Source organism: Achromobacter sp. FW305-C-30-7, from assembly GCF_058783105.1.
The window spans coordinates 298,300-324,343 of sequence record NZ_JBYSYI010000006.1; the positions used below are offsets into that span (position 1 = coordinate 298,300).

The window sequence follows — 26,044 nt, forward strand, 5'->3', positions numbered from 1 at the left end:
TGTGGCAGCGGCCTTCAAGAGCGGGTGCATCGCAGCGGCCCCGGATCCGGCCACGTGGGGTTCAGGCGTAGTGCTCGATGGGGGAGTGGTCTTCCAGGCGCAGCACGCGGCCGTCGATGACGAGGGATGGCAGCCGGGCGATGCCCAGGGCGCGGGCTTTTGCGGCGTGTTCGGGTTGCAGGGCGAGGTCGAATGATTCGTAGCGATGCTGTGGCGTCGTGAATACCGCCGCTATGTTGCGATCGATGCTCAGGCAGAGGTTGCAGCCGTCGTGGAACAGGGTGACTTGAATCAAGGCGATCTCCTTCGTATGCCGCCAGAGCGACTGCCCTGGCGATTCCGGCTTGAAGAGGAGAATCGCCAGGCCGATCTTGGAGGCGCGGGCTGGAATCGAACCAACCTCAGGAGATTTGCAATCTGCCGCATGACCACTCTGCCACCGCGCCATCTTATTTGTCCTAGGACGTAATGCATGGTACGCAAGCGGGGCGAGGCGTGGACTTCCGCGAATCCACGAATATTGTCCTAACGTCCAGAATGACTGACGCAGGACATAAGTATGTACGTCATAGGTCGCAGAGGAGCGCGGACTCTTGGGGAGCGGGGAGGGCGCGGCGGCGCTGTGCGGGAAGGTGCCCGATGCGGGCGCGGAAATGAAAAAAGGGCCCGAAGGCCCTTTCTCAAGGATTTCCAGAAAGGATCTGGAAATCAAAATTTGGAGCGGGAGACGAGTCTCGAACTCGCGACCTCAACCTTGGCAAGGTTGCGCTCTACCAACTGAGCTACTCCCGCATGGGTTCTGCACTTGAAACAGCCAGAACCTGTTTTCTTATTCACTCTGATCAACTTGGTTATCGATCAGAAGGCGCGCATTCTACATGATTTTTTTGAGCTTGTCTTGGCCTGTGCTTTCTTGGATCCGTTCACTGCAAGCAGTTGTCGAACAGGTCCTGGAACTCAGGGCAAGCACTCAATCAAGTAATATGAGCGAAGACAGAAACTATAGCAATCCGTAGCACCCATGTCAAATTCGCCCGCCCCTGCCCATCCGTCCCCCGCCTTGTTCCCCATCAGCCAGGATCTCACCCGGCTGAACACGCTGGGTCTGGAGTCGCGGGCCGGGGACTTTGTGACCCTGGAGGATCCGGCGCAGTTGCCCGCGCTAACGGAACTGGCGCGCGCGGCGTCCTCCCTGCTGGTGCTGGGCGGCGGCAGCAATCTGGTGCTGCCGCGCCAGGTGCAGGGGCTGGTGGCGCGAGTTGCCTTCAAGGGCGTGCGCCTGCTGGAGGCCCGGTCCGATGCCTGGCTGGTCGAGGCGGCGGGCGGCGAGACCTGGCACGGCTTTGTCGAAACCTGCGTAAAGCAGGGCTGGGACGGGCTGGAGAACCTGGCGCTGATCCCCGGCACGGTGGGCGCGGCCCCGGTGCAGAACATCGGCGCCTACGGTGTCGAGCTGCAGGAGCGCTTCCATAGTCTGACCGCCTGGGATGTGCGCATAGGCCGTCTGGTCGAAATGAGCGCGGCCGATTGCAGGTTTTCCTATCGCGACAGCGTGTTCAAGCACGATGAACCGGGACGGTGGGTCATCGTCAGCGTGCGTTTCGCCTTGCCGCGGCCCTGGCGGCCGGTGCTGGCTTACCCCGACCTGCAGCGCCATGCGCGGTTGGCAGAAGGCGCGCCGATTGCGCGCGATATCTTCGACGCGGTATGCGAGATCCGCCGCGCCAAGCTGCCCGATCCGGCGGTGACGGGCAATGCGGGCAGCTTTTTCAAGAATCCCATCGTATCGTCCGAGGTGCGCGACGCCTTGCTCGGCCGTTTTCCCGGCCTGGTGTCATACGCCCAGCCGGATGGCGGCTACAAGCTGGCGGCTGGCTGGCTGATCGACCAGTGCGGCTGGAAGGGCCGCACGCTAGGGGCTGCGGGTGTGCACGAGCGCCAGGCCCTGGTACTGGTCAACCGCGGCGGGGCGACGGCAGCCGATATCATGGACTTGGCGCATGCCATCCAGGAAGCGGTATCCGAGCGCTATGGCGTGCGGCTGGAACCGGAACCCGTGGTGGTGTGAGGCTGTTTCGGCCTGGCAAGAAAAAGGACCCCGCGGGGTCCTTTTTTTGTCGGCGAGGGCGGCTCAGAAGCCCAGCACGGACTGCATGTCGTACAGGCCGTTGTGCTTGCCTTCCAGGAAGCGGGCGGCGCGCAGGGCGCCTTCCGCGTAGGTGGCGCGGCTGGCCGAGCGGTGCGTGATCTCGATGCGTTCGCCGATGCCGCAGAAGGACACGGTGTGGTCGCCGACGATGTCGCCGCCGCGCAGTACGGAGAAACCGATGGTGCCGGGTTTGCGCACGCCGGTGTCGCCGTGCCGGCTCCAGGTGGCGACGTCCGGCAGGGCCACGTTCCAGGCCGAAGCGATGGTTTCGCCCATTTTCAGCGCGGTGCCCGAGGGCGCGTCGACCTTATTGCGGTGGTGCGCTTCGAACACTTCGACGTCGTAGCCGGAGTTCAGGATGCGCGCGGCCATGTCCAGCAGCTTGAGCGTGGCGTTGACGCCCACGCTCATGTTGGGCGCGAAGACGATGCCGATCTTCTGGGCGGCGACTTCGATCTCGGCGCGGCCGTTGTCGTCGAAACCGGTGGTGCCGATGACGGCGTTCACGCCGTGCTTGACGCAGGCCTGCAGGTGTTCGAGCGTGCCTTCCGGACGGGTGAAGTCGATCAGGCAGTCGGCCTGGGCCAGTGCGTCGAGATCATCGGTGATGGCCACGCCGGTCTGCTTGCCCAAGGGCGCGCCGGCATCCTGACCCAGCGCGGCCGAGCCCTGGCGGTCGAGCGCCACGGCGAGCTGCAGCCCGGAGGCGTTCAGGACGGCTTCGATCAGCATCTGGCCCATCCGGCCGCTGGCGCCGGCAATTGCAATACGCATGGATAGTCCTTGGTGTTACTTGAGCGGCTCGGGGGCGTTGCCCGGCTGGCCAGGATACTGGTTGAGAGGGCTGACCGGTGCGGCGGCGTCGCGCTTGCGCTGGTCTTCCTCTTCCTTCTGGCGGGCTTCGTCTTCCGTGAGGCGCTTGTCCGCCTTTTCGTCGGCGACGGCGTTGGGCGTATTGATCTGGTATGGCTGCAGGTCAGGCTGCTTGTCGCCTTCCCAGCGGGTCAGACGGTCGTTTTCGAACCAGACCGTGAATTTGCGCTCCTGGGCGTCGCCGTAACCGGGCTTGTAGTAGTAGGGGTAGTCCCAGCGGTTGGCGTGCAGCACGCTGGTCAGCGTCGGGCTGCCGAGGGCGAAGCGCACCTGTTCGCGCGTCATGCCGGGCTGCAGCAGGGCCACCTGCTCCTGGGTGATCCAGTTTCCTTGCTGGACGCCGGCTTTGTAGGGGAAGCCCCACTTGTCCCCCGAGCATCCGGCCAGGGCGACGGCCAGGGCGGCCACCGCCAGGCCGGTCTTCAGCGAGCGGGAGGGAATTCGTGCAATCATGGACACTACGCGCCCCTATTATTTGGAAGCAGACAAAACCGTTATCATAAAGGTTTCATAAGGATAGTTCCGCGTGGCGGCATGATTTCGGTGAGCCGGCTCGCGGTGAACCTATCCTGCCCATGCCAACGCGGACGGAGAGCGATTACACCATGAGCGACCAAAGCGAACTGAAGAACATGGGTTTGAAGGCGACGTTCCCCCGCCTGAAAATTCTTGATATTTTCCGGAAATCGGATCAACGGCACCTGAGCGCCGAAGACGTCTATCGCGCCCTGATCGGCGAAAACGTCGAAATCGGGCTGGCTACCGTCTACCGCGTCCTGACCCAGTTCGAACAGGCCGGCATTCTTGCCCGCAGCCAGTTCGACAGCGGCAAGGCGGTGTTCGAGCTCAACGACGGCGATCATCACGATCACCTGATCTGCACGAACTGCGGCAAGGTGGTCGAGTTTTCGGACCCCGAGATCGAAAAGCGTCAGCAAAAGATTGCCAAGGACAACGCCTTCGCGCTGGAAAGCCACGCCATGGTGTTGTACGGCATTTGCGGCAGCTGCATGAAGGGCCGCTGATCCCGGCCCGGTAGTCCAGCCCGCGGCTACGCTCGCAGCGGGTATGCGAGATCCAAAGCCCCTTCAGGTTGAAGGGGCTTTTTTTGTGTGCGAGATGAAATCAGACCCGCCTCGGCGTTGTTGGCGGGAGCGGAGGGAGCCTTTCAGTCCTGCCCGAAGCCAGCCAGCATTTCGCGGGCATGTTCGCGGGTGGTCGCGGTGAGCTTGATGCCGCCCAGCATGCGCGCGATTTCCTCGACGCGGGCGGGGGCGTCCAGCTCTTCGATGCTGGAACGGGTCGCGCCGCGCGATTCGGCCTTGCTGACCAGGAACTGGTTGTTGGCGCAGGCCGCGACCTGGGGCAGATGGGTCACGCACAGGACCTGATGGCGTTCGCCGAGTTCGCGCAGCAGCTTGCCGACGGCCTCGGCCACCGCGCCGCCGACGCCGCTGTCGACTTCGTCGAAGATCAGCGTGGGCACGCGCGCGGCGCGGCTGGCGATGACGGACAGCGCCAGCGAGATCCGCGACAGTTCGCCGCCCGAGGCCACCTTGGCGAGCGGGCGCGGCGTGGTGCCGGCATGGCCGGCCACCAGGAATTCGACCTGCTCGTTGCCATGCGCGGAGGGCGCCGATGCGGCCAGGGTGGGCTCGAACTTGCCGCCCTGCATGGCCAGCGTCTGCATGGCCTGCGTGACCTGCTTGCCCAGGTCCTTGGCGACCTTGCGGCGCGCCGTCGTCAATTTCGCCGCGCCGGCGTCGTACTGCGCCTGCGCGGCCTGCGCCTGGGCACGCAGGGCATCGATGTCGCCCGCGGCCTGCAGCGCCTTGAGCTGCGCATGCAGCGTGTCGCGCAGTTCGCAGAGCGCATCGGGTTCGACGCGGAATTTGCGGGCGGTTTCGAACACCAGGCCCAGGCGCGCTTCGGCAGCCACAAGTCTCTGCGGATCGAGGTCGACGCGGCTGACGTAGTTGTTCAGGTCCGACACGGCCTCGCTGATGGCGATGCGCGCCGATTCCAGCTCATCGTGCACGCCTTGCAGGCCGGGGTCATGGCGCAGCATCTGCTGGATGCGGTGGTTGGCAGACGTGAGCCGGTGGTGCGCGGAGTCGCCTTCGCCGTCGAGGGCGTCAATGATCTGCGTGGCGCCGTCCAGCAGCGATTGCGAGTGCGACAGGCGCGTGTGTTCGGACTGCAGCGCGTCCCATTCGTCGGGGCCGAGGTTCAACTGGTCGAGTTCGTCGACTTGCCATTGCAGGCGGTCGCGTTCGGTGGCCAGGCTGGCGGCGTCCTTTTCGGCGGCTTCCAGCTGGCGCGCCAGCGCGCGCCATTGCTTCCAGGCCTGGCCGACCGCGTTGCGCAGTTCGCCATGGCCGCCGTGGGCGTCCAGCAGGTCGCGCTGGGCGTCGGCGCGCATCAGGCTTTGGTGCGCATGCTGGCCGTGGATGTCGACCAGGCTGTCGCCCAGTTCGCGCAACTGCGCCACGGTGGCCGGCGTGCCGTTGATGTAGGCGCGGCTGCGGCCCTGGGCGTCGATGACGCGGCGCAGGGACAGCTCTGCGTCGGCGTCGATCTCGCGCTCTTGCAGCCAGGCGACCAGCCCCTTGGGCGTGTCGAAGACCGCGGTGATGTCGGCGCGCGGCGCGCCTTCGCGCAGCATGCTGGCGTCGCCGCGTTCGCCCAGCGCGAGCGCCAGCGCGTCCACCAGTATGGATTTGCCCGCGCCGGTTTCGCCGGAAAAGACGCTGAAGCCGGGGCCGAAATGGATCTCGGTCTGTTCGACGATGACGAAGTCGCGGATATGCAGGGTGCGCAGCATGTCGGGGCGCTTACTACTCTACGTTGTCGGAGGCTTCGGGCATCAGGTTCCAGTGCAGCTTGCGGCGCAGGGTGGAGAAGAAACTGTAGCCTTCGGGATGCACGAAGCGGATGGTATAGGGGGCGCGCTGCACGACGATACGGTCGCCCGGCTGCAGGTCGGACCAGGTCTGCATGTCGAAATGCACGCTGGCCCCGACTTCGACGCGGCCCATGGCCGTGAGCGTCATGTTCAGCACGCCGGAATCGGGAATGACGATGGGGCGGTTGGACAGCGTTTGCGGCGCCACGGGCACCAGCACCATGGCATTCATGCCGGGATGCAGGATGGGGCCGTTGGCCGACAGCGCGTACGCGGTGGAGCCCGTGGGCGTGGCGATGATCAGGCCGTCGGCGCGCTGCGTGTACATGAAGGCGCCGTCCAGCTCCACCCGCACTTCGATCATGCCGCCGCGTCCCGCGCGGTTCAGCACTACGTCGTTCAGGGCGGATGCGGAGTACATCTTCTGGTCGCCGCGCCACACGCTGCCTTCCAGCAGCATGCGTTCTTCGATCTGGAAGCTGCCTTCGAGCACGCGCGCCAGCGCAGCATGCGCGTCCTGCAGCGCGATGTCGGTGATGAAACCCAGGCGCCCGTGGTTGATGCCGACCAGCGGCATGCCGTAGGGCGCGAGGTGGCGGCTTGCGCCCAGCACGGTACCATCGCCGCCCATGACCACGGCCAGCGACGCGGTCTTGCCGATTTCCTCGAGCGTAGCGACGGGGTATTCGGTCAATCCGGTATTGCGCGCCGTGTCCGCATCGATGAGCACTTGCCGGCCCGCTTGCGTCAGCGCGTGGGCCAGTGCTCTCAGCGGTGTGTCCAGGCCGGTGTCCTGGTATCTGCCGATCAGGGCTACGGTAGGAAAATGCATGGCTGCTTGCGTATCAAAAAAGGCCGGACCAGAAGCCGAAACCTGCCCGGAATGGGCGGTTTAGCCGATTATATGGGGCCGCATATGTGCTTGCGGGACAAAAATCGCCTCAATTGAAAAAGATTCCCTAAAATACTTGTTATGGATGACCGCGCACGCGCACTACTGAAAGCGTTGATCGAACGCTATATCGCCGATGGGCAGCCAGTCGGCTCGCGGACGCTATCGAAAGTATTCGACTTGTCCCCGGCCACGATCCGCAATGTGATGTCGGATCTGGAAGAACTGGGACTGATCCACAGCCCGCACACCTCTGCCGGCCGCGTTCCCACGCCGCGGGGTTACCGCATGTTCGTCGATTCGCTGCTGGCGGTGCAGTCCTACCAGCTCGAGCCGCACAACATGGGCGAGATGCTGGCGGCCGCCGAACCCACCCGGGCCGTCAACGCGGCGGCGGCGCTGCTGTCCAACCTGACCCAGTTCGCGGGGGTGGTGTTGACGCCCAAGCGCGCCCAGGTGTTCCGCCAGATCGAATTCATCCGCCTGTCCGACAAGCGCGTGCTGCTCATCATCGTCACGCCCGACGGCGACGTCCAGAACCGCATTCTTTTCGTCCAGCGCGACTACGCCGAGGCGGAATTGCTGGAAGCCGGCAATTTCTTCAACATGCACTTCGCCGGCAAGTCCTTCAATGCGGTGCGGCAGACGCTGTCGACCGAACTGGCGCAGCTGCGCGAAGATATCTCGCGGCTGATGCAGGCCGCGGTCGAAGCCAGCGCGGAAGCCGCCGAGGACGGCGACGCCATGGTCATCTCCGGCGAGCGCAAGCTGCTGGACGTGACCGACATCGCGTCCGACATGGACCGCCTGCGCAAGATGTTCTCGCTGTTCGAGAAAAAGACCGACCTGTTGCAGCTGCTGGACGTGTCCACCCGCGCCCAGGGCGTGCAGATCTACATCGGCGGCGATTCGCAGCTGGTGCCGATGGAAGAGGTCTCGGTCATCACCGCGCCTTATGGCGTGGACGGCAAGGTCGTGGGCACGCTGGGCGTCATCGGCCCCACCCGCATGTCCTATGAACGCGTCATTCCCATCGTGGATATCACGGCGCGCTTGCTGTCCAACGCCCTCAGCCATAACCAGTAGGTCCATCCGAAGCTACGTCCTCCTCGCGGAGGAAGGGGAGTGTTTGTGTTTCTTCGCCTGTTCAAGTACCTGTGGCCTGAGCGTTATCTGCCGGAACCCGAGCAGGAGGACCCCTTCGACGAAGACCCCGCGCCGCGCGGGCCGGGCAAAGTCGGTGTGCTGCTGGTGAACTTGGGCACGCCGGACAGCCCGGGCAAGCAGGACATACGCAAGTATCTGGGCGAGTTCCTGTCGGACCCGCGCGTGATCGAGATCCCGCGCTATCTGTGGAAGCCCATCCTGCATTGCCTGGTCCTGACCTCGCGACCCAAGAAGCTGGAGCCGCGCTACGCCGGCGTCTGGCTGAAGGAAGGTTCGCCGCTGATGGTGTACAGCCAGCGCCAGGCCGACGGCGTGCGCGCCGCCCTGGCCGAGGCCGGCATCGACGCCGTGGTGGAGCTGGGCATGCGCTACGGCAATCCTTCGATCCCCGACGCCATCTCGCGCCTGCGCAAGCAGGGCTGCGAACGCATTCTGACCGTACCGCTCTATCCCCAGTACGCCGCCAGCACCACCGCCACGGTGGTGGACGCGGTCACCCGCCACGCCGGCCGCTTGCGCGACCAGCCCGAACTGCGCTTCATCAAGCGCTTCCACGAAGAACCGGCCTACCTGGACGCGCTGGCCGGCCGGATCGAGCGCTATTGGCAGGAACACGGCAAGCCGCAGAAGCTGGTCATGAGCTTCCATGGCCTGCCGCGTTATTCGATCGAATTGGGCGACCCGTACTACCGCGATTGCATGGAGACCGCGCGCCTGCTGGGCCAGCGCCTGTCGCTGCCGCGTGAGCAGATCGAGGTGACCTTCCAGAGCCGCTTCGGCACCGCCCGTTGGCTGGAGCCTTACACCGAACCCACCCTGAAGGCGCTGGCCGCGGCAGGCGTGACCGAGGTCGATGTGGTGTGTCCGGGTTTTGTGGCAGACTGTCTGGAAACCCTGGAAGAGATCAGCCTGGAGTGCCGCGACGCCTTTATCGGGGCCGGCGGCAAGCGCTTCCGCTACATCCCGGCGATCAACGACGATCCGGCCTGGATCGCAGGGCTGGCCGACCTGGTGGCACGCCACTTGCAGGGGTGGCCCACGCAAATCACGGACTTGAAGGAGAAGGCGCATGCACCATGATCCCAAGACTGGCAAGATCGTTAAAAAGGGGCAGGTCAGCACCCCTGTGGACGAAGATCAGGTGGAACACGAACTGGACGAGGCGCTCGCCGAGACTTTTCCCGCCAGCGATCCCATCGCGATCAGCCCCGAGCCCGACGAGGATCGGGCCGTGGACCGCGCCCTGAAGGACAGCTTTCCCGCCAGCGACCCGGTCGCGCCCGCGCAACCGCACAAGAAGTGAAGTAGCTACCCGCGGCAGGTGTCCGCCGTTTGCCGGATGGCGGTGGAAAACGCCGAATCTATGCTTGCAGTCTGAGATTTGACGGCATTCGGCGGAAATTGGGCGGGTTTTTGAGTACATTCAGACTGCCTCTGCTGCCCGGTGCCGTCAGGGAATATTTGCTTTCCCGGGCTTGAAATAGGGGTATTGGCCCCCATTCATGTCTGCGAAAGCCATTCTTTTTGGAGGATTCCCCATGACGGCACCCAACGAGCCTGTAGACCAGACGCCCGAAGTCGGCCAGAACGCCGATGCGGCCTCCGCCGCCGAGGACGCCATGCAGGCCGAGCTGAACGAGTTGCGCGCCCAGCTGGACGCCGCCCAGGCTACCGTCAACGAGCAGCAGGACCAGCTTCTGCGCATCCGGGCCGAAGCCGAGAACGTGCGCCGCCGCGCCCAGGAAGACGTGTCCAAGGCGCGCAAGTTCGGCATCGAGTCTTTTGCCGAAAGCCTGGTTCCGGTCAAGGACAGCCTGGAAGCCGCGCTGGCCCAGCCTGACCAGACCGTTGAAACGCTGCGCGAGGGCGTGGAAGTGACGCTCAAGCAATTGACGGCCGGCTTCGAGCGCAATCTGCTCAAGGAAATCGCGCCGGTGCAGGGCGACAAGTTCGACCCGCACCAGCATCAGGCCATTTCGTCCATACCCGCCGAGCAGCCCGCCAATACCGTGGTGCAGCTGCTGCAGAAGGGCTATGCCATCGCCGACCGGACCCTGCGCCCGGCCTTGGTGGTGGTGTCCGCCGGCCAGGGCTGAACAGGCCGCGCGCCATGACGGATCCCCGGTTCGACCCCGCCCAGGTTTTCCAGGTGTTCGGCATGCGTCATGTCGACACCGCGGGATTCGACGAGGCGGTGGTTCAGGCGCCGGGGACGGACCTGCGCTGCGTGTTTCTGTGGGGCCAGGATTGCTACAACTGCAATCTTTTCAAGCAGGCGGCCCTGCTGCATCAGGAAACGCTGCTGGGACTGGGCCTGACCTGGTTCGAGGCGGACGTCTACGCGGACGAAGCGCTGGGAAGGCGCTTTTCCCTGCATGGCGTCCCCACTTTTGTGCTGTACCGCGCCGGGAAGCGGCTGGGCCGAATCACGGGCTGGCCTGGCTTGCCGCAGTTCACGGCGGCCATGCAACGCTTGCAGGAGCCGGCTGCAGAAAATTCCGGCCAGGCGTCTTGAAAAACCCTGCGGACAGCCCCAGTTATGTGGGGACAAGAAGTTTCTCCCTATTTTCATAGATTCAATCAAGGTAACCGACCATGAGCAAGATTATTGGCATTGACCTGGGCACGACCAACAGCTGCGTGGCTGTCATGGACGGCGGGCAGGTCAAAATCATTGAAAACGCGGAAGGCGCTCGCACCACCCCCTCCATCGTCGCCTACATGGACGATGGCGAGACCCTGGTCGGCGCGCCGGCCAAGCGCCAGGCCGTGACCAACCCGCGCAACACCCTGTACGCGGTGAAGCGCCTGATCGGCCGCAAGTTCGAAGAAAAGGCGGTGCAGAAGGACATCAACCTGATGCCCTATGCCATCGTCAAGGCCGACAACGGCGACGCCTGGGTGGAAGTGCGCGGCAAGAAGATGGCGCCTCCCCAAGTGTCGGCCGACGTGCTGCGCAAGATGAAGAAGACCGCCGAGGACTACCTGGGCGAAGAAGTGACCGAGGCCGTCATTACCGTGCCCGCCTACTTCAACGACAGCCAGCGCCAGGCCACCAAGGACGCCGGCCGCATCGCCGGTCTGGAAGTCAAGCGCATCATCAACGAACCCACCGCCGCGGCGCTGGCGTTCGGCCTGGACAAGACCGAAAAGGGCGACCGCAAGATCGCTGTGTATGACCTGGGCGGCGGCACGTTCGACGTATCCATCATCGAAATCGCCGATGTGGATGGCGAAAAGCAGTTCGAAGTGCTGTCGACCAACGGCGACACCTTCCTGGGCGGCGAAGACTTCGACCAGCGCATCATCGACTACATCATTGCCGAGTTCAAGAAGGAACAAGGCGTTGATCTGTCCAAGGACGTGCTGGCCCTGCAGCGCCTGAAGGAAGCGGCTGAAAAGGCCAAGATCGAGCTGTCCTCGACGCAACAGACCGAAATCAACCTGCCGTACATCACGGCGGACGCCTCGGGTCCGAAGCACCTGAACCTGAAGATCACCCGCGCCAAGCTGGAAGCGCTGGTCGAAGAGCTGGTCGAACGCACGATCGAGCCTTGCCGCGTGGCCATCAAGGACGCCGGCGTGAAGGTTTCCGACATCGACGACGTGATCCTGGTCGGCGGCATGACCCGCATGCCCAAGGTCCAGGAAAAGGTGAAGGAATTCTTCGGCAAGGATCCGCGCAAGGACGTGAACCCCGATGAAGCCGTCGCCGCTGGCGCCGCCATTCAAGGTTCCGTGCTGTCGGGCGACCGCAAGGACGTGCTGCTGCTGGACGTCACCCCCCTGTCCCTGGGCATCGAAACCCTGGGCGGCGTGATGACCAAGATGATCCAGAAGAACACGACCATCCCGACCCGGTTCTCGCAGACCTTCTCGACCGCTGACGACAACCAGCCGGCCGTGACGATCAAGGTGTTCCAGGGCGAGCGCGAAATCGCCGCGGGCAACAAGGCCCTGGGCGAGTTCAACCTCGAAGGGATCCCGCCGTCGCCCCGCGGCATGCCGCAGATCGAAGTCACATTCGACATCGACGCCAACGGCATCCTGCACGTGTCCGCCAAGGACAAGGGCACCGGCAAGGAAAACAAGATCACCATCAAGGCCAACTCGGGTCTGTCGGAAGACGAGATCCAGCGTATGGTCAAGGATGCCGAGGCCAACGCCGAGGAAGATCACCGCGTCGCCGAACTGGCTCAGTCGCGCAACCAGGCCGATGCGCTGGTGCATGCCACCCGCAAGTCGTTGACCGAGTATGGCGACAAGCTCGAGGCTTCCGAAAAGGAAGGCATCGAAGCCGCCATCAAGGAACTGGAAGACACGCTGAAGGACGGCGACAAGGCCGCGATCGACGCCAAGGTGGAAGCCCTGTCGACGGTTTCGCAGAAGCTGGGCGAAAAGATGTACGCCGACATGCAGGCGCAGCAAGCCGCCGGCCAGCAGCAAGCGGCCGATAACGCGAAGCCGGTGGACGACAATGTCGTCGACGCCGACTTCAAGGAAGTCAAGCGCGACCAATAATGGCCGGGCGCTGACCTGCCTCTGCCGCCCGGTAGCCGGAGAAATCCGCCTACCGGGCGTACTCATTCTGTAGCACTGAAAAGAAGGCTCGTTTTCGAGCCCACGGATCATGGCAAAACGTGACTATTACGAAGTCTTGGGCGTTGCGAAGAACGCTTCGGACGACGACCTCAAGAAGGCCTATCGAAAGCTGGCCATGAAGTACCATCCGGACCGCAACCCGGACAGCAAAGAAGCCGAAGAGAAGTTCAAGGAAGCCAAGGAAGCCTACGAGGTCCTGGGTGACGATCAGAAGCGCGCCGCCTACGACCGCTACGGCCATGCGGGCGTGGACCCCAACTCCGCCGGCATGGGCGGGGGCATGGGCGGCGGTTTCGCCGACGCCTTCGGCGACATTTTTGGCGAAATCTTCGGCGGCGGCGGTGGCGGTGGCCGCCGTGGCGGCGGCCCGCAGGTCTACCGCGGCGCCGACCTGAAGTACGCGCTGGAAATCACGCTGGAGCAGGCCGCGGCCGGCTTCGACACCGAAATCCGCGTGCCCAGCTGGGAACACTGCGACACCTGCCACGGTTCCGGCGCCAAGGCCGGCACCTCGCCCAAGACCTGCCGCACCTGCGGCGGCTCCGGCGCCGTGCGCATGCAGCAGGGTTTCTTCAGCGTGCAGCAGACCTGCCCGACCTGCCACGGCAACGGCAAGGAAATCACCGATCCGTGTCCTGCCTGCGATGGCGTGGGCCGCATCCGCCGCAACAAGACGCTGCAGGTCAAGATTCCGGCCGGCATCGACGACGGCATGCGCATCCGCTCCAGCGGCAACGGCGAGCCGGGCATCAACGGCGGCCCTCCGGGCGACCTGTATGTGGAAATCCACATCAAGCAGCACAAGATCTTCCAGCGCGACGGCGACGACCTGCACTGCGAACTGACCATCCCGTTCACGTCGGCGGCGTTGGGCGGCGAGCTTCAGGTGCCGACGTTGGGCGGCAAGGCCGAGATCTCGATCCCCGAAGGCACGCAGTCCGGCAAGACCTTCCGCCTGCGCGGCAAGGGCATCCGCGGCGTGCGCGGCAGCTACCCGGGCGATCTCTACTGCCATGTGGTGGTGGAAACGCCGGTGCGCCTGAGCGACGACCAGAAGAACATCCTGCGCCAGTTCGAGGCTTCGCTGAACGATGGCGGCGACCGCCATTCGCCGCAAAGCAAGTCCTGGACCGACCGGGTGAAGGAATTCTTCAGCTGAATCGCCTGATGCAAGCAAGAAGGCCGCGACGTTGTCGCGGCCTTTTTTTCGTCTTGGGATAAAGCAAAGGCGCCGTTGCGGGAAGATGGCGTGCGCAAATGAAAAGACCGCGGCGCGAGCCGCGGTCCTGGTGCTGCTACTACAACTGCGATCACTGCTATTGCTACTGCGGTTACTGCAACTGCTGCATCAACTTCAACTTCAACTTCAAACTTCAGCTTCTACCGCTACTTCTACTGCTACATCGACCGCTGCTGTCGCCGGTAAAAAACCGGCCTCAAACCATGATGCCGTCCGAGGCCGGCCGGGCCACAGCAAGCAGCTCACCGGGTGATCGGCGGGTACTCGAGTTCGCCGAACGTGTATTGGCCGCTGGCCTTGGCTTGCGCCAGTTCCTGCTGGACGTCAGCGCGCGTCATGGCGCTGGCGGGGGCGGACACGGCCGCCGGATATTCCAGCTCGCCGAACGTGTATTGGCCGCTGATCTTGGCTTGTTGCAGCTGGGCTTGCACTTCCTGCGAGCTCAGGCTGGTGGTCTGGGGCAGGGCGGGCGGATAGTCCAGCTCGCCGAAGGTGTACTGGCCGCTGATCTTGGCTTGCTGCAGTTCGGTGGCGACCTGGGCGCTGCTCTTGGCTTGTTCCGCGCCGGCGGCTTGGGCGCCAACGCCAACCAGGGCCAGGGATAGCAGCAGGGTGGTGGTTAGGGTTTTCATGGTGGACCTCCAATTCGTCTTGGTTTGGGACCGAATCCGGCGGCCTTCCGTCGTGGTTCGTTGTTTGTTCCCGATGACTCAATTCTGCTCGTTATCTCACCTGGGATAAACCCGTATATCTTGAAAACATCTTTCCAAATAATCGAGTAATCATGTTCGCTTTTATGATTTCGTCCATTTTTGGCATAGTCGAGGGGTGTCCCTGTGAGTTTTGGTGAACTGACTCAGGGCGGCCAGGCGAAAAAAAGCCCCGCCGTAGCGGGGCTTTGCAGGGAAACGGGGAGGCTCAGGGTGCGGTCTTCTTCTTGAAGTCGCCGGCAACCGCCGTGCTGAAACCGTCCGCGCGCAGGCTCTTGCGCATGGCCGCATTGACCGATTCGGCGGTCAGCGCGGAGATCTTCTTGTCCATCTCGGCCGACCAGGCGAAAGTGCGGCCGCGTTGCATGTAGTCCAGCCAGGTGCTTGCCAGCACGTCATCCTGGGCGCGGGCCAGGTTGCGGTAGTTCAGCAGGGCCGTGATGCCATCCGAGATCTCCTTGTCCGAGAAACCGTCCTTCAGTACCCGAGCCAGTTCCTCGCCGATCGCCTTTTCCAGGCGCTCGCGGTTTTGCGGGGCGTAGATGGCGTACATGGTCCAGCTGGCGGAGGGTTCGAACGACGAGACCGACAGCGAGCTGCGCACGTTGTACGACAGGCCTTCGGTTTCGCGCACGCGGTTCCACAGGCGCGAGGTTTCGGAGGCGCCGAACAGGTAGTTGGCCAGGTACAGCGCGGCGTAGTCCGCGTCCGTGTCCTGCAGCTTCAGCGGCATGCGCGAGATGTAGAAGGCATTGGCCTTGTCCGGCGTTTCGATGTCGAACTGCTTGGCGGGAATGTCGCGGTACGGGTTGGGCACGCGGGTGTAGGCGGGCGCCTTCTTCCAGCCGGCCAGTCCGGTCTTGAGCGCGTTTTCCACCGCGGCCGGCTCGAAATCGCCCACTGCCGAATACTCGATGTCGCCGGCGCCGTAGAACTTGGAATGGAACTTGACCAGGGCGTCGCGGTTCAGCCCGCGTATGCCCGCCAGCGATTCCTCGAAGGTCGGCACGTAGCGCAGGTCATTGGCGGGCCACGGGTTGTCCTGGCGCGCCAGCGCGCGGCCGGCCAAGGCCGAAGGTTCGGTCATGGCGTTCTGGATCGAGGTTTCGAGCTGGCGCTGGTATTCCTCGAGCTGTTCCTTGGGGAAGTTGGCGTTGCGCACGATGTCCAGCGCCAGGGCGGTGAGTTCGGGCAGGTTTTCGCCCTTGGTCGACATGGCAATCTTGAGCGTGGTGCCGCCGCCGCTGAAGCCCAGTTCCGCCTGCAGCTTGTCCAGGCGGTCCTGGATGTCCTGGCGCGACAGCTTGGCCGTACCGCGGGTCAGCAGGTCGGCCACGGCGCTGGAGTTCACGCGTTGGCCGAGCAGGTCTTTTTCATTGCCGAACTGGATCAGCATCTGCGCCTGCACCCGGTTGCCGCGGGTGGCCTTGGGCAGGAGCGCCAGTTGGACCCGACCGTTGGGGAGGTCCAGCTTCTTGCGTTGCGTCAGCTTGTCGATGTTCTCGGGCGTGGGATCGAAGGCCGAGGCGGCCTTGAAGTCGGGGTCGCCCTTGTAGTCTTTGAAGACGGCCGTCAGATCCACGCGCTGCTCCTGCGGCGCGCGCAGCGGCTTTTCGGTCGGAATGTAGCGGCCTTCGATGCTGTTGCTCTGGACCAGATAGGTGGTCGCGGCGCGCTGCACGTCGGCCAGCGTGGCCTTGCGGGCGCGGTCGCGCTGCAGGAAGAACAGGCGCCAGTCGCCGGCGGCGATGGCCTCGGACAGCGCCACGCCGACCTGTTCAGGATCGCTGTAGGTCTGTTCCCAGGCGGTCAGCCACTTGCTGCGGGCGCGGTCCAGCTCCTGCTGGGTGAATGGCTTCTTGCCCAGGGATTCCAGCGTGCCGGTCAGCGCCTTCATGGCGGCGTCCAGGCTCTTGCCCGGCGTCAGCTGGGCGGCGAACATCGCCAGGCCCGGATCCAGGTTTTCCATGGTGAAGCCGAACACGCCGGAGGCCAGCTTGGTCGGGACCAGGGCGTGGTAGAGACGGCCCGAGGGCGTGTCGGCCAGGATGGTGGCGGCCAGGTCCAGCGGCACGAAATCGGCGCTGCCGGCGGCCGGGATGTGGTACATCGCCGCGACCAGCGGCGTGCCGCCAGTGCGGCGCAGGGTCACGGAACGCTCGCCGTCCTGAGCGGGTTCGACGGTGTACTCGGGCGGCAGCTTGCGCTCGGGCTTGGGCAGCTTGCCCAGCGTTTCCTCGATATCGGCCAGCGTCGCCTGCGGGTCGAACTTGCCCGCCACGATCAGCACGGCGTTATCGGGCTGGTAGTACTCATGATAGAAGGCGCGCAACTGGCCGATGTCCACATTCTCGACGTCGGAGCGGGCGCCGATGGTGTTCTTGCCGTAGCTGTGCCACTGGAAGGCCGCCGACTGCATCTTCTGCATCAGGATGCGGAAGGGACTGTTTTCGCCGCTTTCCATTTCATTGCGGACCACGGTCATTTCCGAGTCCAGGTCTTCCTTGGCGATCAGGGAATTGACCATGGCGTCGGCCTGCCAGCCCAGGTACCACTTGAGGGTTTCGGGATTGGCGGCGAAGCTGGCGAAATAGTTGGTGCGGTCGCTGGAGGTCGAACCGTTGGCCTGCAGGCCGCGGCGCGAGAACTCGCCCATGGCGTTGCGGGTGGTGGAGGTGCCCTTGAAGAGCATGTGCTCCAGCAGGTGCGCCATGCCGGTCTGGCCGTAGTTCTCGTTGCGCGAGCCCACCAGGTAGGTCATGTTGACGGTGGTGGACGGCTTGGATTCGTCGGGAACCAGCAGCACTCTCAGGCCGTTGGCCAGGCGGTATTCGGTGATGCCTTCAATCGAGGCGGCCTCCGAGACGCCGGCCGGCAGGCTGGCGGCGCCGGCCTGAAAGGCCAGGAAGGAGGAAAACAGCAGCACGCCCAACGGGCGCGGCAGCTTCGATAGGGACAGGCGCATGGCAGACAATTCCTTTGGCATGGCAGAATCCGTTGGAGTGTATACGTTGGCAATGGTTCAGGGGCTGCGAGGCGGCCGTTATCGCGGCGCACGGCCCGGGACCGCAAGGCAAGGAAGTCCGCTATGTCTCTATCCCTGGAAGTCGAAACGCCGCGCCTGGTGCTGCGCCAATGGCGCGCCGCCGACCGTGAACCTTTCGCGGCGCTGAACCAGGATCCTCGCGTCACCGAGTACCTGTTGCCGCTGAGCGCACAGGAAAGCGATGCGCTCGCCGACCGGCTGGCTGCTGGCATCGACGAGCACGGCTGGGGCTTCTGGGCCGTGGAGGCGCCGGAGGTGGCTCCCTTTATCGGCTTTGTCGGCATCAAGCCGCTGGCGCCCACTCTGCCGTTCGCGCCTGGCGTGGAGATAGGCTGGCGCCTGGCTCAGCGGCACTGGGGCAAGGGCTACGCCAGCGAGGCGGCCGAGGCGGCCTTGCGGGCGGGGTTCGAGCAGGTCGGGCTGGACCAGATCGTGGCCTTCACGGCCACGGGCAACCTGCGCTCGCGCGCGGTGATGGACCGCCTGGGCATGAAGGAAGATCCGGATGGTTTCGACCATCCTGCCGTCCCGCCGGGACATCCGCTGTGCCGGCACGTGCTGTACCGGATCGGTCGCGAGGACTGGCGTGGACGAAAAAATGGTGACGCAGATGCAGGCGCCACGCCGGTCGCGGCGGCATAAAGCGCGGGAAGCGCTGTTAATTCGCCATGCTGCATTGCAGCATGGCGAATTGCCGGGCTGATTTGGGGTATGCCGGCCCGCGGGTGTAAGCTTTTCAGGACGCAGTACCAGTTGCTGACGGGATGCGCGACAGCCCGCCCACAGGCTTCCCGTCCAACGCCAGACGCCGTCTCTTACGCGGCGTCGGTGCTTGTCGTTCGCGCCTTCGCCGCCGGCATCGTGCCGGCGCATTTACCGGAGGAACGACCCATGCTGACCGAGATCGTCACGCGTGCCTTGTCCCAATTGACCGGCAGCTCCTTGAGCGGCGACGGGATCAAAGGACAGTTTCAGTACGCCTATGCCAGTGATGACGGCCAATTCGTGGCCATACTGACCCATGACATGACCACCTATGTGGTGGACTTGAGCACACAACGATATTTTGCGGAGTGCGGTGGCTCGCCACGGGGCTTTGCCGGGCATGTGCTGGAAATGGAAGGCGCGGCGGCTCGCAGCCATCCCTGGCCCGCCGCCAACGACCTGTTCGATCTGGACATGGATGCGGACGAGCTTGCCTGGCGTCAGTGTCCTGGCCTGCGCCGCGAACCGGCCGCCAATCGATCTGCGGAGAGCCGCGCCGCCTGAGAGTGGCCAGAAGCGGCAACACCTACCTGAACCGGCGGCTTCGCCGGTTTTTTTTGCCTGGAGCGGCCGCCAACCCAATAGCCGCAGGGCCCTGCGGCTCGCTACAATTTGCGCCATGACTACGCACGCCGAAACCCGCGCGCCGGATGGCGCAACCCTGGTCGATTGCACGCACGAGCGCCATGCCGACCAGATCCTGGCCATACTCAACGAAGCCATCGTCAATTCCACCGCGCTGTACGACTACAAGCCGCGTCCGCGCGAGGCGATGCAAGGCTGGTTCCAGGCCAAGCAGCAGGGCGGTTTCCCGGTGGTGGGGTACGAGAACGCCGCTGGCGAGCTGATGGCCTTCGCCAGCTACGGCACCTTCCGCGCCTGGCCCGCCTTCAAGTACTCGGTGGAACACTCCGTGTATGTGGACGGACGCTTTCGCGGTCTGGGTTTGGGCGAGGCGCTGATGCAGGTGCTGATCCAGCGGGCACGCGCCAATCAGGTGCACGTGCTGGTCGGCGGCATCGACGCGAGCAACCAGGGCAGCATCCGCCTGCACGAGAAGCTGGGCTTCAAGCATGCCGGCACCATCCGCGACGCCGGCTTCAAGTTCGGGCGCTGGCTGGACCTGGCGTTTTATCAGCTGACGCTGGATACGCCTGAGCAGCCTGTCGACGGCTGAACCTTCGCCGCCGGGCCTTCCTACTTCGATAGCACGCGCATGGCCTGTTCCAGGCCGGCGACCGTCACGGGATACATGCGGCCCTGCATGATGTCGCGCATCAGCGCGATCGACTGGCGGTACTGCCAGGACGCGGTGGGCTCGGGGTTGAGCCAGACCGATTTGGGCCACGCGTCCAGCAGGCGGCGCATCCATTCGGCGCCGGGCTCCTTGTTGTAGTGCTCTACCGAGCCGCCCGGCTGCAGGATCTCGTAGGGACTCATGGTGGCGTCGCCGACGATGATCAGGCGCCAGTCGGGGTTGTACTTGCGCAGCACGTCCCAGGTATCGAAGCGTTCATTCTGGCGCCGCCGGTTGCTCTGCCACAGGCTTTCGTACGGGCAGTTGTGGAAGTAGTAAACCTCCAGGTTGCGGAACTCGCTGCGCGCCGCGGAGAACAGTTCCTCGACGCGCCCGATGTGATCGTCCATGCTGCCGCCCACGTCCAGCAGCATCAGCACCTTCACGGTGTTGTGGCGTTCCGGCACCATGCGCAGGTCCAGGTGGCCGGCATTGCGCGCGGTGCTTGCGATGGTGTCGTCCAGGTCCAGCTCCATTTCCGCGCCTTGCCTTGCAAAGCGCCGCAGGCGGCGCAGCGCCACCTTGAAATTGCGCGTGCCCAGTTCGACCTGATCGTCGTAGTCCTTGAACTGGCGCATGTCCCAGACCTTGACCGCGCTGCGGTTGCCGGCAGAATCGCCGCCCACGCGGATGCCCTCGGGGTGGTAGCCGCCGTTGCCGAAAGGCGAGGTGCCGCCGGTGCCGATCCATTTGCTGCCGCCGGCATGGCGCTCCTTCTGTTCTTCCAGGCGCTCTTTGAAGAGCTCCATCAGCTTGTCCCAGCCGTGCTTTTCGATCGCTGCCTTTTCTTCCGGCGTCAGGCTTTTCTCGAACTGCTTGATGAGCCAGTCCAGCGGGATTTCCTTGCCTGGGGGCAGGGCGGCCGCGATGCCTTTGTAGTAGGCGCCGAAGGCCTTGTCGTAGCGGTCGTAGAGCGCCTCGTCCTTGACCAGCGTGGCGCGCGCCAGGAAGTAGAACTCGTCCAGCGTGGGCGCCATGAGGTCCTGGCGCAGGGCGTCCACCAGGGTCAGGTATTCCTTGACCGAGACGGGCAGCTTGTGCGCCCGGAGGTGGTAGAAGAAGTCGATCAGCATTTGCGGGCCGCCGGTGGTTGCTGGCGGATCAGCGGCGCTGGCCGCCGCGCGTCATGGCCGCCAGGCGTTCCAGCAGGTGCACGTCCTGCTCGTTCTTGAGCAGCGCGCCGGCCATCAGCGGCACGGCGGTGGCTGTGTGCGCGTCGATTTCGGCGGCGGTCGAGCCTTCTGCCAGCAGCAGGCGCAGCCAGTCCAGCAATTCGGAGGTGGACGGTTTTTTCTTCAGGCCCGGCGCGTCGCGCAGCGCGAAGAAAGTGTCCAGCGCGGCGCGCAGCACTTCCTGCTTCAGGTGCGGATAGTGCACGGCCACGATGTCGCGCATGGTCTCGCGGTCGGGGAAGCGGATGTAGTGGAAGAAGCAGCGGCGCAGGAAGGCGTCAGGCAGGTCTTTCTCGTTGTTGGACGTGATGATGACCAGTGGACGATGCCGCGCCGAGATTGTCTCGCGCGTTTCGTACACGTGGAATTCCATACGGTCCAACTCGCGCAGCAGGTCGTTGGGGAATTCGATGTCGGCCTTGTCGATCTCGTCGATCAGCAGCACTACCGGCTCCGGCGACTGGAAGGCCTGCCACAGCGTGCCCTGCACGATGTAGTTGCGGATGTCGCGGACTTTTTCGTCGCCCAGCTGCGAGTCGCGCAGGCGCGACACCGCGTCGTACTCGTACAGGCCCTGATGGGCTTTGGTGGTGGACTTGATGTGCCATTGCAGCAGCGGCCGCCCCAGCGCGCGCGCCACTTCCTCGGCCAGCATGGTCTTGCCGGTGCCGGGTTCGCCCTTGATCAGGAGCGGGCGCTGCAAGGTGAGGGCGGCGTTGACGGCGAGTTTCAGGTCATCGGTGGCGACATAGCTGTCGGTCCCGTCGAAGCGGTCTGGCGAGGCGGAAGTAGCGGACTGGGCTGCGGACATGGTCTGATGGCTTCTGAGATTTGACGGTGATCAATACCATCGTAAGGTATTAATCCTGAGCAATTATCGTACAATCAGGCGGTTTTGCTTTGGGTTCGACCCGCAACGTGTTTGCCGAGGGCCTTTTCGTGTGAGCAGGCCCTAGTCCTTAGCCATACCAAGAAGAGCCATTCCAATGAAGTTGCGAACCTCTCTGAAGTACACGGTATCCGTGTTGGCCGCGATGGCATCCTGTGCGATCGCCGGCCAGTCTGTTGCTGCAGACGCAGCAGTGGTCGGTAATGTCCAGAATGCCCGCGACAAGGTTTCCATGTGCATCGGTTGCCACGGCATCGAAGGCTACAAGGCGACGTTTCCCGAGCTGTACCACGTGCCGATGATCGCTGGGCAGAACGCCAAGTACATCGAAACCGCCCTCAACGAGTACAAGAAAGGCGCGCGCAGCCATCCCACGATGGACGCCATCGCCGGCAGCCTGTCCGACCAGGACATCGCCGACCTGGCCGCGTACTACTCGAATCTCAAGTAAGGGGGCAAACACATGAATCGCTACATGCTTGCCCTTGCGGGCGCGACCCTGGCCATGACGGGCGTTGCCGCCCAGGCGCAGGACCTGGCGGCCGGCAAGGCCGTCTTCGACAAATTCAATTGCGCTTCCTGCCATGGCGCGGACGCCAAGACGGCCGTGGATCCGGCCTACCCGACCCTGGCCGGCCAGCACGCGGACTACCTGGTCCACGCCCTGAAGGCCTACAAGCGCGGCGCTTCCGGCAGCGCGGCCACCGCCAACGTGCGCAAGAACCCCATCATGGGCGCGTTTGCCACCCAGCTGTCCGACCAGGACATCTCCAACGTGGCGGCATGGCTGTCGGCGCAGCCGAGCGACCTGGGCGTGCGCAAGTAAGCCGTCCTGGCGTGTCCCGAAAACAAGAAAGCCCTCGATCGAGGGCTTTTCTTCGTTGGGCGGACGCCGCGCTCAGCGGCTGGCGCGCTGGCGGATCAGATCGATGTAGGTGTCGCTGTCCAGCGGGGTGCCCAGGCGCTGCGCTTCCCAGACCACCTGGCCCAGGCATTCCATGATTTCATGCGCCGCGTGGTGGGCGTCGCTGCGCGCCACCAGTTGCTGGTAGGCGTTCCGGATCCCGGGCGGATGATCGATGGACAGCTGCTCGGCGATGGCCAGATGCATGGAAAGGTGCAGAAAGGGGTTGGTGCGGCCCTTTTCCACCGAGTACTCGGCCGTCATGGCCTCGGGGCTTTCCAGGTCGCCGTGGTACTCGGGATGCTCGATGATCCAGTCCAGCGCGATGGCTTCGAGCGGCGTCAGCACTTCGGCAGCGCGGTGTTTGCGCCAAGTTTCGATAAAGAATTCGCGGACTTGGTCGCGGGAAGGATTGAACATCTGAGGGGGCGGAATTCGGGCTGGAGATGCATTATTTTACCGCCGCGCGCGGCCCGTCAGGCGCGCAGGCCTTTTTGCGATATAGAATTGGTTGCTATCGGCCATCCAGTGCGCGGTTCCCGTGGGCGATCTTCCCCGCCGGAACGGACACTTCCCGATGCCGGCGCGTGCAGAAAAACCACTCGGAGCAAATGGAGCATTCATGTCCTACCAACATATCAAGGTTCCCGCTGGCGGCCAGAAGATCACGGTCAATGCTGATTTCTCGCTGAATGTGCCCGATCAGCCCATCGTCCCCTACATCGAAGGCGACGGCACGGGCGCCGACATCACCCCGGTGATGATCAAGGTCGTCGACGCGGCGGTGCAGAAGGCCTATGGCGGCAAGCGCAAGATCCACTGGATGGAAGTCTATGCCGGCGAGAAGGCCACCAAGGTCTACGGCCCGGACGTATGGCTGCCCGATGAGACCCTGGAAGTCGTCAAGGATTACGTAGTGTCCATCAAGGGCCCGCTGACCACGCCCGTGGGCGGCGGCATCCGTTCGCTCAACGTGGCCCTGCGCCAGCAGCTGGACCTGTACGTCTGCCTGCGCCCGGTGGCGTACTTCAAGGGCGTGCCCTCGCCGGTGCGCGAACCCGAAAAGACCAATATGGTGATCTTCCGCGAGAACTCGGAAGACATCTACGCCGGCATTGAATACATGGCCGAAAGCGAGCAGGCCAAGGAACTGATCCAGTTCCTGCAGACCAAGCTCGGCGTGAAGAAGATCCGCTTCCCGAACACCTCGTCCATCGGCATCAAGCCGGTGTCGCGCGAAGGCACCGAGCGCCTGGTGCGCAAGGCTGCGCAGTACGTCATCGACAATGACCGCACGTCGTTGACCCTGGTGCACAAGGGCAACATCATGAAGTTCACGGAAGGCGGCTTCCGCGACTGGGGCTACGCGCTGCTGCAGAAGGAATTCGGCGCCACGCTGATCGACGGCGGCCCGTGGTGCAAGTTCAAGAACCCGAAGACGGGCCGCGAGATCATCGTCAAGGACGTGATCGCCGACGCCTTCCTGCAGCAGATCCTGCTGCGCCCGGCCGAGTACGACGTAATCGCCACCCTGAACCTGAACGGCGACTACATCTCGGACGCGCTGGCGGCGCAAGTGGGCGGCATCGGCATCGCCCCGGGCGCCAACCTGTCCGACTCGGTCGCCATGTTCGAAGCCACCCACGGCACCGCGCCGAAGTACGCCGGCAAGGACTATGTGAACCCCGGTTCCGAAATCCTGTCGGCCGAAATGATGCTGCGCCACATGGGCTGGACCGAAGCCGCCGACCTGATCATCTCCAGCATGGAGAAATCCATCCTGTCCAAGAAGGTCACGTACGACTTCGCCCGCTTGCTCGAAGGTGCGACTCAGGTGTCGTGCTCGGGCTTTGGCCAGGTGATGATCGATAATATGTAATTGGCGGGTTGCCGCCTGCATGTCCAGTAAACCCGCCCGCCGTCATGGCGGGCGGGTTTTGTGTAACTAGCCAAACGGCATGATGCATGCCGCATTAGTCTTTCTCAGGTTGAGTGTTGTGCCCCGACTGTATGTTTCCTTGGCCACATGGCTGGTGTTGTTGGTTCCTGCGCTGGCCTTGACCAGCTCCGTTGGGGGGCCGGCCATTGTCTATCTAAGCGGCTTGATTGCGTTGATTGCGCTGGCCGTCAATGCGATCAAGCGCTACGAACCGATGGATTTCCAAGCCATGTGGCCCATGTCACTGGCGTTGTTGCTGCCGTTGTTTTGCCTAATTGTCACTTCCGTCGTACGAGGCGTCTGGAGTGATTCCGAATTGGAAAAGTTGCTGCGGTTTGCTCTGGCGGTGCCGGTGCTTTGGCTATTGCTCAGAGCGCCGCAACAGTGGCTGAAGCAGATCCAGTGGAGCATTCTGGCAGGCGCGCTGGCGGGGGCGGGAATTCTGATCGTCGCCATGACGCTCTGGGATCGAGGCGCCGTGGCCGATATCGGCGGCCGTTACAACGCCGTCGCCTTCGCCAACATGACCCTGCTGTTCGGCTCGATGTCCTTGTTGTCGATTGGTTGGGGCGCCACGACGCGCTGGCCGCGCGCGGAAAATGGGCTCAAGGTGCTGGCTTTCGCTTTGAGTGTATGGGCTACCTGGTTGTCGCAAACCCGTAGTAGTTGGATGCTGCTTCCCATCCTGGCGGTGGTGTTTCTACTGGGTCTCCGCGGCTGGAGCCGTCGCCACAAGGCATATTGCGCACTGGCGCTCAGCGTGGCTCTGGTTGTCAGTGCGGTTGGCATTTGGAACTTCAGCAGTCGCATGAAAGAGGTCGTGACCGATTTGCAAAGCTTCTCCACATCGGGCGATCGAGACACCTCGTTCGGCATCCGTCTCCAGCTGTGGCATGCGTCGATCCTCATGTTCCAGAAAAGCCCGATCGTCGGCGTGGGTCCGAGCAATTTCCGTGGCGAACTACTCGAATTGGAAAAGCAAGGCGTGGTGTCGCATGAGGTCGTCGACGGCTATGGCGAACCCCACAACGATCTGCTCGCCGCTTTGTCGGGATATGGATTGCTGGGCCTGTTGAGCATTCTGACGCTGTATCTCCTGCCGGCTTACATATTCCTCTGTAGGCTGGCCAGCGACGATCGCGTGATACGCGTAGGTGCCCAGTTGGGCCTGTTGTTCTGTCTGGGTTACTGCGCTTTTAGCCTGACTGAAATGATGTTCCGCAACATGCGCAGCGTGCCCACATATTCCTTGATTGTTGTGGCGCTGATAGCGCTCACCACGCCACGCGCCGAGAGCGCCAGGCGGGCGGCCTAGGACAGGGCGGTAAGGACGGCGGAGCAAATCGCCACCAAAAAACGCAAGGCAAGCGCGCCTTGCGTTTTTTTTATGGACCTTGCGCCAGATCAAACGTCCCGTGTGGACTTGGCGAAAACCCCTGCCCTGTCCCTTATTCTGACGAAACAATACATGAATCGTCACATTCTGCCTTGATT

The 26,044-nt window shown here is 63.7% G+C and carries 26 protein-coding genes and 2 tRNA genes; 16 read left to right on the forward strand and 12 right to left on the reverse strand.

What is annotated here, in order from left to right:
- Window positions 1–61: 61 nt before the first annotated feature.
- From AC3WOB_RS21230 to AC3WOB_RS21240, 3 genes are all read right to left on the reverse strand, one after another.
- Entirely contained in the window at window positions 62–295 is a 234-nt protein-coding gene (locus AC3WOB_RS21230) for a hypothetical protein (RefSeq protein WP_492276098.1), read from the reverse strand.
- Window positions 296–372: 77 nt separating this feature from the next.
- A tRNA-Cys gene (locus tag AC3WOB_RS21235) sits at window positions 373–446 on the reverse strand.
- A 270-nt stretch (window positions 447–716) separates the two neighbouring features.
- Window positions 717–792, reverse strand: a tRNA-Gly gene (locus AC3WOB_RS21240).
- Window positions 793–1,021: 229 nt separating this feature from the next.
- Here AC3WOB_RS21240 and murB point away from each other — a divergent pair.
- Complete coding sequence (gene murB, locus AC3WOB_RS21245; RefSeq protein WP_492276099.1) at window positions 1,022–2,068, forward strand: UDP-N-acetylmuramate dehydrogenase; 1,047 nt, start codon at window positions 1,022–1,024, stop codon at window positions 2,066–2,068.
- Between the two features lie 63 nt (window positions 2,069–2,131).
- On the opposite strand, the gene dapB is transcribed toward murB, so the two are convergent.
- Together dapB and AC3WOB_RS21255 are read right to left on the reverse strand one after the other, a co-directional pair.
- Window positions 2,132–2,923, reverse strand: a complete 792-nt coding sequence (gene dapB / locus AC3WOB_RS21250) for a 4-hydroxy-tetrahydrodipicolinate reductase (protein ID WP_013391853.1) — start codon at window positions 2,921–2,923, stop codon at window positions 2,132–2,134.
- 15 nt (window positions 2,924–2,938) lie between these two features.
- Window positions 2,939–3,475, reverse strand: coding sequence for an outer membrane protein assembly factor BamE (locus AC3WOB_RS21255; protein WP_013391854.1), 537 nt, complete (start codon window positions 3,473–3,475; stop codon window positions 2,939–2,941).
- Between the two features lie 152 nt (window positions 3,476–3,627).
- Here AC3WOB_RS21255 and fur point away from each other — a divergent pair, with 152 nt between their 5' ends.
- The gene (gene fur / locus AC3WOB_RS21260) at window positions 3,628–4,047 is read left to right on the forward strand and encodes a ferric iron uptake transcriptional regulator (RefSeq protein WP_013391855.1); all 420 of its coding nucleotides are present in this window, start codon (window positions 3,628–3,630) and stop codon (window positions 4,045–4,047) included.
- Window positions 4,048–4,190: 143 nt separating this feature from the next.
- Here fur and recN read toward each other — a convergent pair whose 3' ends face one another.
- Together recN and AC3WOB_RS21270 are read right to left on the reverse strand one after the other, a co-directional pair.
- A complete protein-coding gene (recN, locus tag AC3WOB_RS21265; protein WP_492276100.1) occupies window positions 4,191–5,846 on the reverse strand; it encodes a DNA repair protein RecN in 1,656 nt (551 codons plus the stop codon).
- 13 nt (window positions 5,847–5,859) lie between these two features.
- On the reverse strand, window positions 5,860–6,759 hold the full coding sequence (locus AC3WOB_RS21270; RefSeq protein ID WP_013391857.1) for an NAD kinase: 900 nt from the start codon (window positions 6,757–6,759) through the stop codon (window positions 5,860–5,862).
- Between the two features lie 141 nt (window positions 6,760–6,900).
- Here AC3WOB_RS21270 and hrcA point away from each other — a divergent pair, with 141 nt between their 5' ends.
- The 7 genes from hrcA to dnaJ all read left to right on the forward strand — a co-directional run bounded on the left by hrcA (window position 6,901) and on the right by dnaJ (window position 13,747).
- Complete coding sequence (hrcA, locus tag AC3WOB_RS21275) at window positions 6,901–7,905, forward strand: heat-inducible transcriptional repressor HrcA (protein ID WP_013391858.1); 1,005 nt, start codon at window positions 6,901–6,903, stop codon at window positions 7,903–7,905.
- Window positions 7,906–7,950: 45 nt separating this feature from the next.
- A complete protein-coding gene (hemH, locus tag AC3WOB_RS21280; RefSeq protein ID WP_041654993.1) occupies window positions 7,951–9,066 on the forward strand; it encodes a ferrochelatase in 1,116 nt (371 codons plus the stop codon).
- Window positions 9,056–9,289: a hypothetical protein gene (locus AC3WOB_RS21285; protein ID WP_013391860.1), complete on the forward strand. Its 234-nt coding sequence runs from the start codon at window positions 9,056–9,058 to the stop codon at window positions 9,287–9,289. The genes hemH and AC3WOB_RS21285 overlap by 11 nt, the downstream gene beginning before the upstream one ends.
- Window positions 9,290–9,524: 235 nt before the next feature.
- Window positions 9,525–10,082: a nucleotide exchange factor GrpE gene (gene grpE / locus AC3WOB_RS21290; protein ID WP_013391861.1), complete on the forward strand. Its 558-nt coding sequence runs from the start codon at window positions 9,525–9,527 to the stop codon at window positions 10,080–10,082.
- Between the two features lie 14 nt (window positions 10,083–10,096).
- Entirely contained in the window at window positions 10,097–10,501 is a 405-nt protein-coding gene (locus AC3WOB_RS21295; RefSeq protein ID WP_492276101.1) for a thioredoxin family protein, read from the forward strand.
- An 80-nt stretch (window positions 10,502–10,581) separates the two neighbouring features.
- The gene (gene dnaK, locus AC3WOB_RS21300) at window positions 10,582–12,507 is read left to right on the forward strand and encodes a molecular chaperone DnaK (RefSeq protein WP_013391863.1); all 1,926 of its coding nucleotides are present in this window, start codon (window positions 10,582–10,584) and stop codon (window positions 12,505–12,507) included.
- Window positions 12,508–12,616: 109 nt separating this feature from the next.
- Window positions 12,617–13,747, forward strand: a complete 1,131-nt coding sequence (gene dnaJ, locus AC3WOB_RS21305; RefSeq protein WP_013391864.1) for a molecular chaperone DnaJ — start codon at window positions 12,617–12,619, stop codon at window positions 13,745–13,747.
- 323 nt (window positions 13,748–14,070) lie between these two features.
- Here the strand turns inward: dnaJ and AC3WOB_RS21310 are convergent, their stop codons facing one another.
- Both AC3WOB_RS21310 and AC3WOB_RS21315 read right to left on the reverse strand, forming a co-directional pair.
- Window positions 14,071–14,460: a DUF4148 domain-containing protein gene (locus tag AC3WOB_RS21310; RefSeq protein WP_013391865.1), complete on the reverse strand. Its 390-nt coding sequence runs from the start codon at window positions 14,458–14,460 to the stop codon at window positions 14,071–14,073.
- Window positions 14,461–14,746: 286 nt separating this feature from the next.
- Window positions 14,747–17,503 carry a M16 family metallopeptidase gene (locus tag AC3WOB_RS21315; protein WP_492276102.1) on the reverse strand — a complete coding sequence of 919 codons (2,757 nt, stop codon included), beginning with the start codon at window positions 17,501–17,503 and terminating at the stop codon, window positions 14,747–14,749.
- Window positions 17,504–17,626: 123 nt separating this feature from the next.
- On the opposite strand from AC3WOB_RS21315, the gene AC3WOB_RS21320 reads away from it, so the two are divergent.
- The 3 genes from AC3WOB_RS21320 (at window position 17,627) to AC3WOB_RS21330 (ending at window position 19,526) form a co-directional block, all read left to right on the forward strand.
- Complete coding sequence (locus AC3WOB_RS21320) at window positions 17,627–18,226, forward strand: GNAT family N-acetyltransferase (RefSeq protein WP_013391867.1); 600 nt, start codon at window positions 17,627–17,629, stop codon at window positions 18,224–18,226.
- 249 nt (window positions 18,227–18,475) lie between these two features.
- The gene (locus AC3WOB_RS21325; protein WP_013391868.1) at window positions 18,476–18,853 is read left to right on the forward strand and encodes a hypothetical protein; all 378 of its coding nucleotides are present in this window, start codon (window positions 18,476–18,478) and stop codon (window positions 18,851–18,853) included.
- Between the two features lie 115 nt (window positions 18,854–18,968).
- The gene (locus tag AC3WOB_RS21330) at window positions 18,969–19,526 is read left to right on the forward strand and encodes a GNAT family N-acetyltransferase (RefSeq protein WP_492276103.1); all 558 of its coding nucleotides are present in this window, start codon (window positions 18,969–18,971) and stop codon (window positions 19,524–19,526) included.
- A gap of 20 nt (window positions 19,527–19,546) precedes the next feature.
- Here the strand turns inward: AC3WOB_RS21330 and AC3WOB_RS21335 are convergent, their stop codons facing one another.
- Together AC3WOB_RS21335 and AC3WOB_RS21340 are read right to left on the reverse strand one after the other, a co-directional pair.
- The gene (locus AC3WOB_RS21335) at window positions 19,547–20,719 is read right to left on the reverse strand and encodes a vWA domain-containing protein (protein WP_013391870.1); all 1,173 of its coding nucleotides are present in this window, start codon (window positions 20,717–20,719) and stop codon (window positions 19,547–19,549) included.
- A 28-nt stretch (window positions 20,720–20,747) separates the two neighbouring features.
- The gene (locus AC3WOB_RS21340) at window positions 20,748–21,629 is read right to left on the reverse strand and encodes an AAA family ATPase (protein ID WP_492276104.1); all 882 of its coding nucleotides are present in this window, start codon (window positions 21,627–21,629) and stop codon (window positions 20,748–20,750) included.
- Between the two features lie 175 nt (window positions 21,630–21,804).
- Between AC3WOB_RS21340 and AC3WOB_RS21345 the strand changes: the two genes are divergently transcribed.
- Window positions 21,805–22,158 carry a c-type cytochrome gene (locus AC3WOB_RS21345; RefSeq protein ID WP_013391872.1) on the forward strand — a complete coding sequence of 118 codons (354 nt, stop codon included), beginning with the start codon at window positions 21,805–21,807 and terminating at the stop codon, window positions 22,156–22,158.
- Between the two features lie 12 nt (window positions 22,159–22,170).
- Window positions 22,171–22,533 carry a c-type cytochrome gene (locus AC3WOB_RS21350; RefSeq protein WP_013391873.1) on the forward strand — a complete coding sequence of 121 codons (363 nt, stop codon included), beginning with the start codon at window positions 22,171–22,173 and terminating at the stop codon, window positions 22,531–22,533.
- Window positions 22,534–22,605: 72 nt separating this feature from the next.
- On the opposite strand, the gene AC3WOB_RS21355 is transcribed toward AC3WOB_RS21350, so the two are convergent.
- Window positions 22,606–23,031, reverse strand: a complete 426-nt coding sequence (locus tag AC3WOB_RS21355; RefSeq protein WP_013391874.1) for a DUF1841 family protein — start codon at window positions 23,029–23,031, stop codon at window positions 22,606–22,608.
- 202 nt (window positions 23,032–23,233) lie between these two features.
- On the opposite strand from AC3WOB_RS21355, the gene icd reads away from it, so the two are divergent.
- The gene (icd, locus tag AC3WOB_RS21360) at window positions 23,234–24,490 is read left to right on the forward strand and encodes an NADP-dependent isocitrate dehydrogenase (RefSeq protein WP_013391875.1); all 1,257 of its coding nucleotides are present in this window, start codon (window positions 23,234–23,236) and stop codon (window positions 24,488–24,490) included.
- Window positions 24,491–24,608: 118 nt separating this feature from the next.
- Complete coding sequence (locus AC3WOB_RS21365) at window positions 24,609–25,865, forward strand: O-antigen ligase family protein (RefSeq protein WP_492276175.1); 1,257 nt, start codon at window positions 24,609–24,611, stop codon at window positions 25,863–25,865.
- The last annotated feature ends 179 nt before the right edge of the window (window positions 25,866–26,044 follow it).

Excerpts from the sequence above, each read along its gene's own strand:
- icd (WP_013391875.1), top strand. The coding sequence starts at position 23,234 with ATGTCCTACCAACATATCAAGGTTCCCGCTGGCGGCCAGAAGATCACG.
- hrcA (WP_013391858.1), top strand. The coding sequence starts at position 6,901 with ATGGATGACCGCGCACGCGCACTACTGAAAGCGTTGATCGAACGCTAT.
- AC3WOB_RS21335 (WP_013391870.1), bottom strand. The coding sequence starts at position 20,719 with ATGCTGATCGACTTCTTCTACCACCTCCGGGCGCACAAGCTGCCCGTC.
- AC3WOB_RS21350 (WP_013391873.1), top strand. The coding sequence starts at position 22,171 with ATGAATCGCTACATGCTTGCCCTTGCGGGCGCGACCCTGGCCATGACG.
- dapB (WP_013391853.1), bottom strand. The coding sequence starts at position 2,923 with ATGCGTATTGCAATTGCCGGCGCCAGCGGCCGGATGGGCCAGATGCTG.
- AC3WOB_RS21270 (WP_013391857.1), bottom strand. The coding sequence starts at position 6,759 with ATGCATTTTCCTACCGTAGCCCTGATCGGCAGATACCAGGACACCGGC.
- AC3WOB_RS21340 (WP_492276104.1), bottom strand. The coding sequence starts at position 21,629 with ATGTCCGCAGCCCAGTCCGCTACTTCCGCCTCGCCAGACCGCTTCGAC.
- AC3WOB_RS21320 (WP_013391867.1), top strand. The coding sequence starts at position 17,627 with ATGTCTCTATCCCTGGAAGTCGAAACGCCGCGCCTGGTGCTGCGCCAA.
- AC3WOB_RS21325 (WP_013391868.1), top strand. The coding sequence starts at position 18,476 with ATGCTGACCGAGATCGTCACGCGTGCCTTGTCCCAATTGACCGGCAGC.
- AC3WOB_RS21295 (WP_492276101.1), top strand. The coding sequence starts at position 10,097 with ATGACGGATCCCCGGTTCGACCCCGCCCAGGTTTTCCAGGTGTTCGGC.
- AC3WOB_RS21285 (WP_013391860.1), top strand. The coding sequence starts at position 9,056 with ATGCACCATGATCCCAAGACTGGCAAGATCGTTAAAAAGGGGCAGGTC.
- AC3WOB_RS21330 (WP_492276103.1), top strand. The coding sequence starts at position 18,969 with ATGACTACGCACGCCGAAACCCGCGCGCCGGATGGCGCAACCCTGGTC.
- AC3WOB_RS21310 (WP_013391865.1), bottom strand. The coding sequence starts at position 14,460 with ATGAAAACCCTAACCACCACCCTGCTGCTATCCCTGGCCCTGGTTGGC.
- murB (WP_492276099.1), top strand. The coding sequence starts at position 1,022 with ATGTCAAATTCGCCCGCCCCTGCCCATCCGTCCCCCGCCTTGTTCCCC.
- recN (WP_492276100.1), bottom strand. The coding sequence starts at position 5,846 with ATGCTGCGCACCCTGCATATCCGCGACTTCGTCATCGTCGAACAGACC.
- AC3WOB_RS21255 (WP_013391854.1), bottom strand. The coding sequence starts at position 3,475 with ATGATTGCACGAATTCCCTCCCGCTCGCTGAAGACCGGCCTGGCGGTG.
- grpE (WP_013391861.1), top strand. The coding sequence starts at position 9,525 with ATGACGGCACCCAACGAGCCTGTAGACCAGACGCCCGAAGTCGGCCAG.
- AC3WOB_RS21355 (WP_013391874.1), bottom strand. The coding sequence starts at position 23,031 with ATGTTCAATCCTTCCCGCGACCAAGTCCGCGAATTCTTTATCGAAACT.
- AC3WOB_RS21315 (WP_492276102.1), bottom strand. The coding sequence starts at position 17,503 with ATGCGCCTGTCCCTATCGAAGCTGCCGCGCCCGTTGGGCGTGCTGCTG.
- AC3WOB_RS21345 (WP_013391872.1), top strand. The coding sequence starts at position 21,805 with ATGAAGTTGCGAACCTCTCTGAAGTACACGGTATCCGTGTTGGCCGCG.
- dnaJ (WP_013391864.1), top strand. The coding sequence starts at position 12,617 with ATGGCAAAACGTGACTATTACGAAGTCTTGGGCGTTGCGAAGAACGCT.
- dnaK (WP_013391863.1), top strand. The coding sequence starts at position 10,582 with ATGAGCAAGATTATTGGCATTGACCTGGGCACGACCAACAGCTGCGTG.
- fur (WP_013391855.1), top strand. The coding sequence starts at position 3,628 with ATGAGCGACCAAAGCGAACTGAAGAACATGGGTTTGAAGGCGACGTTC.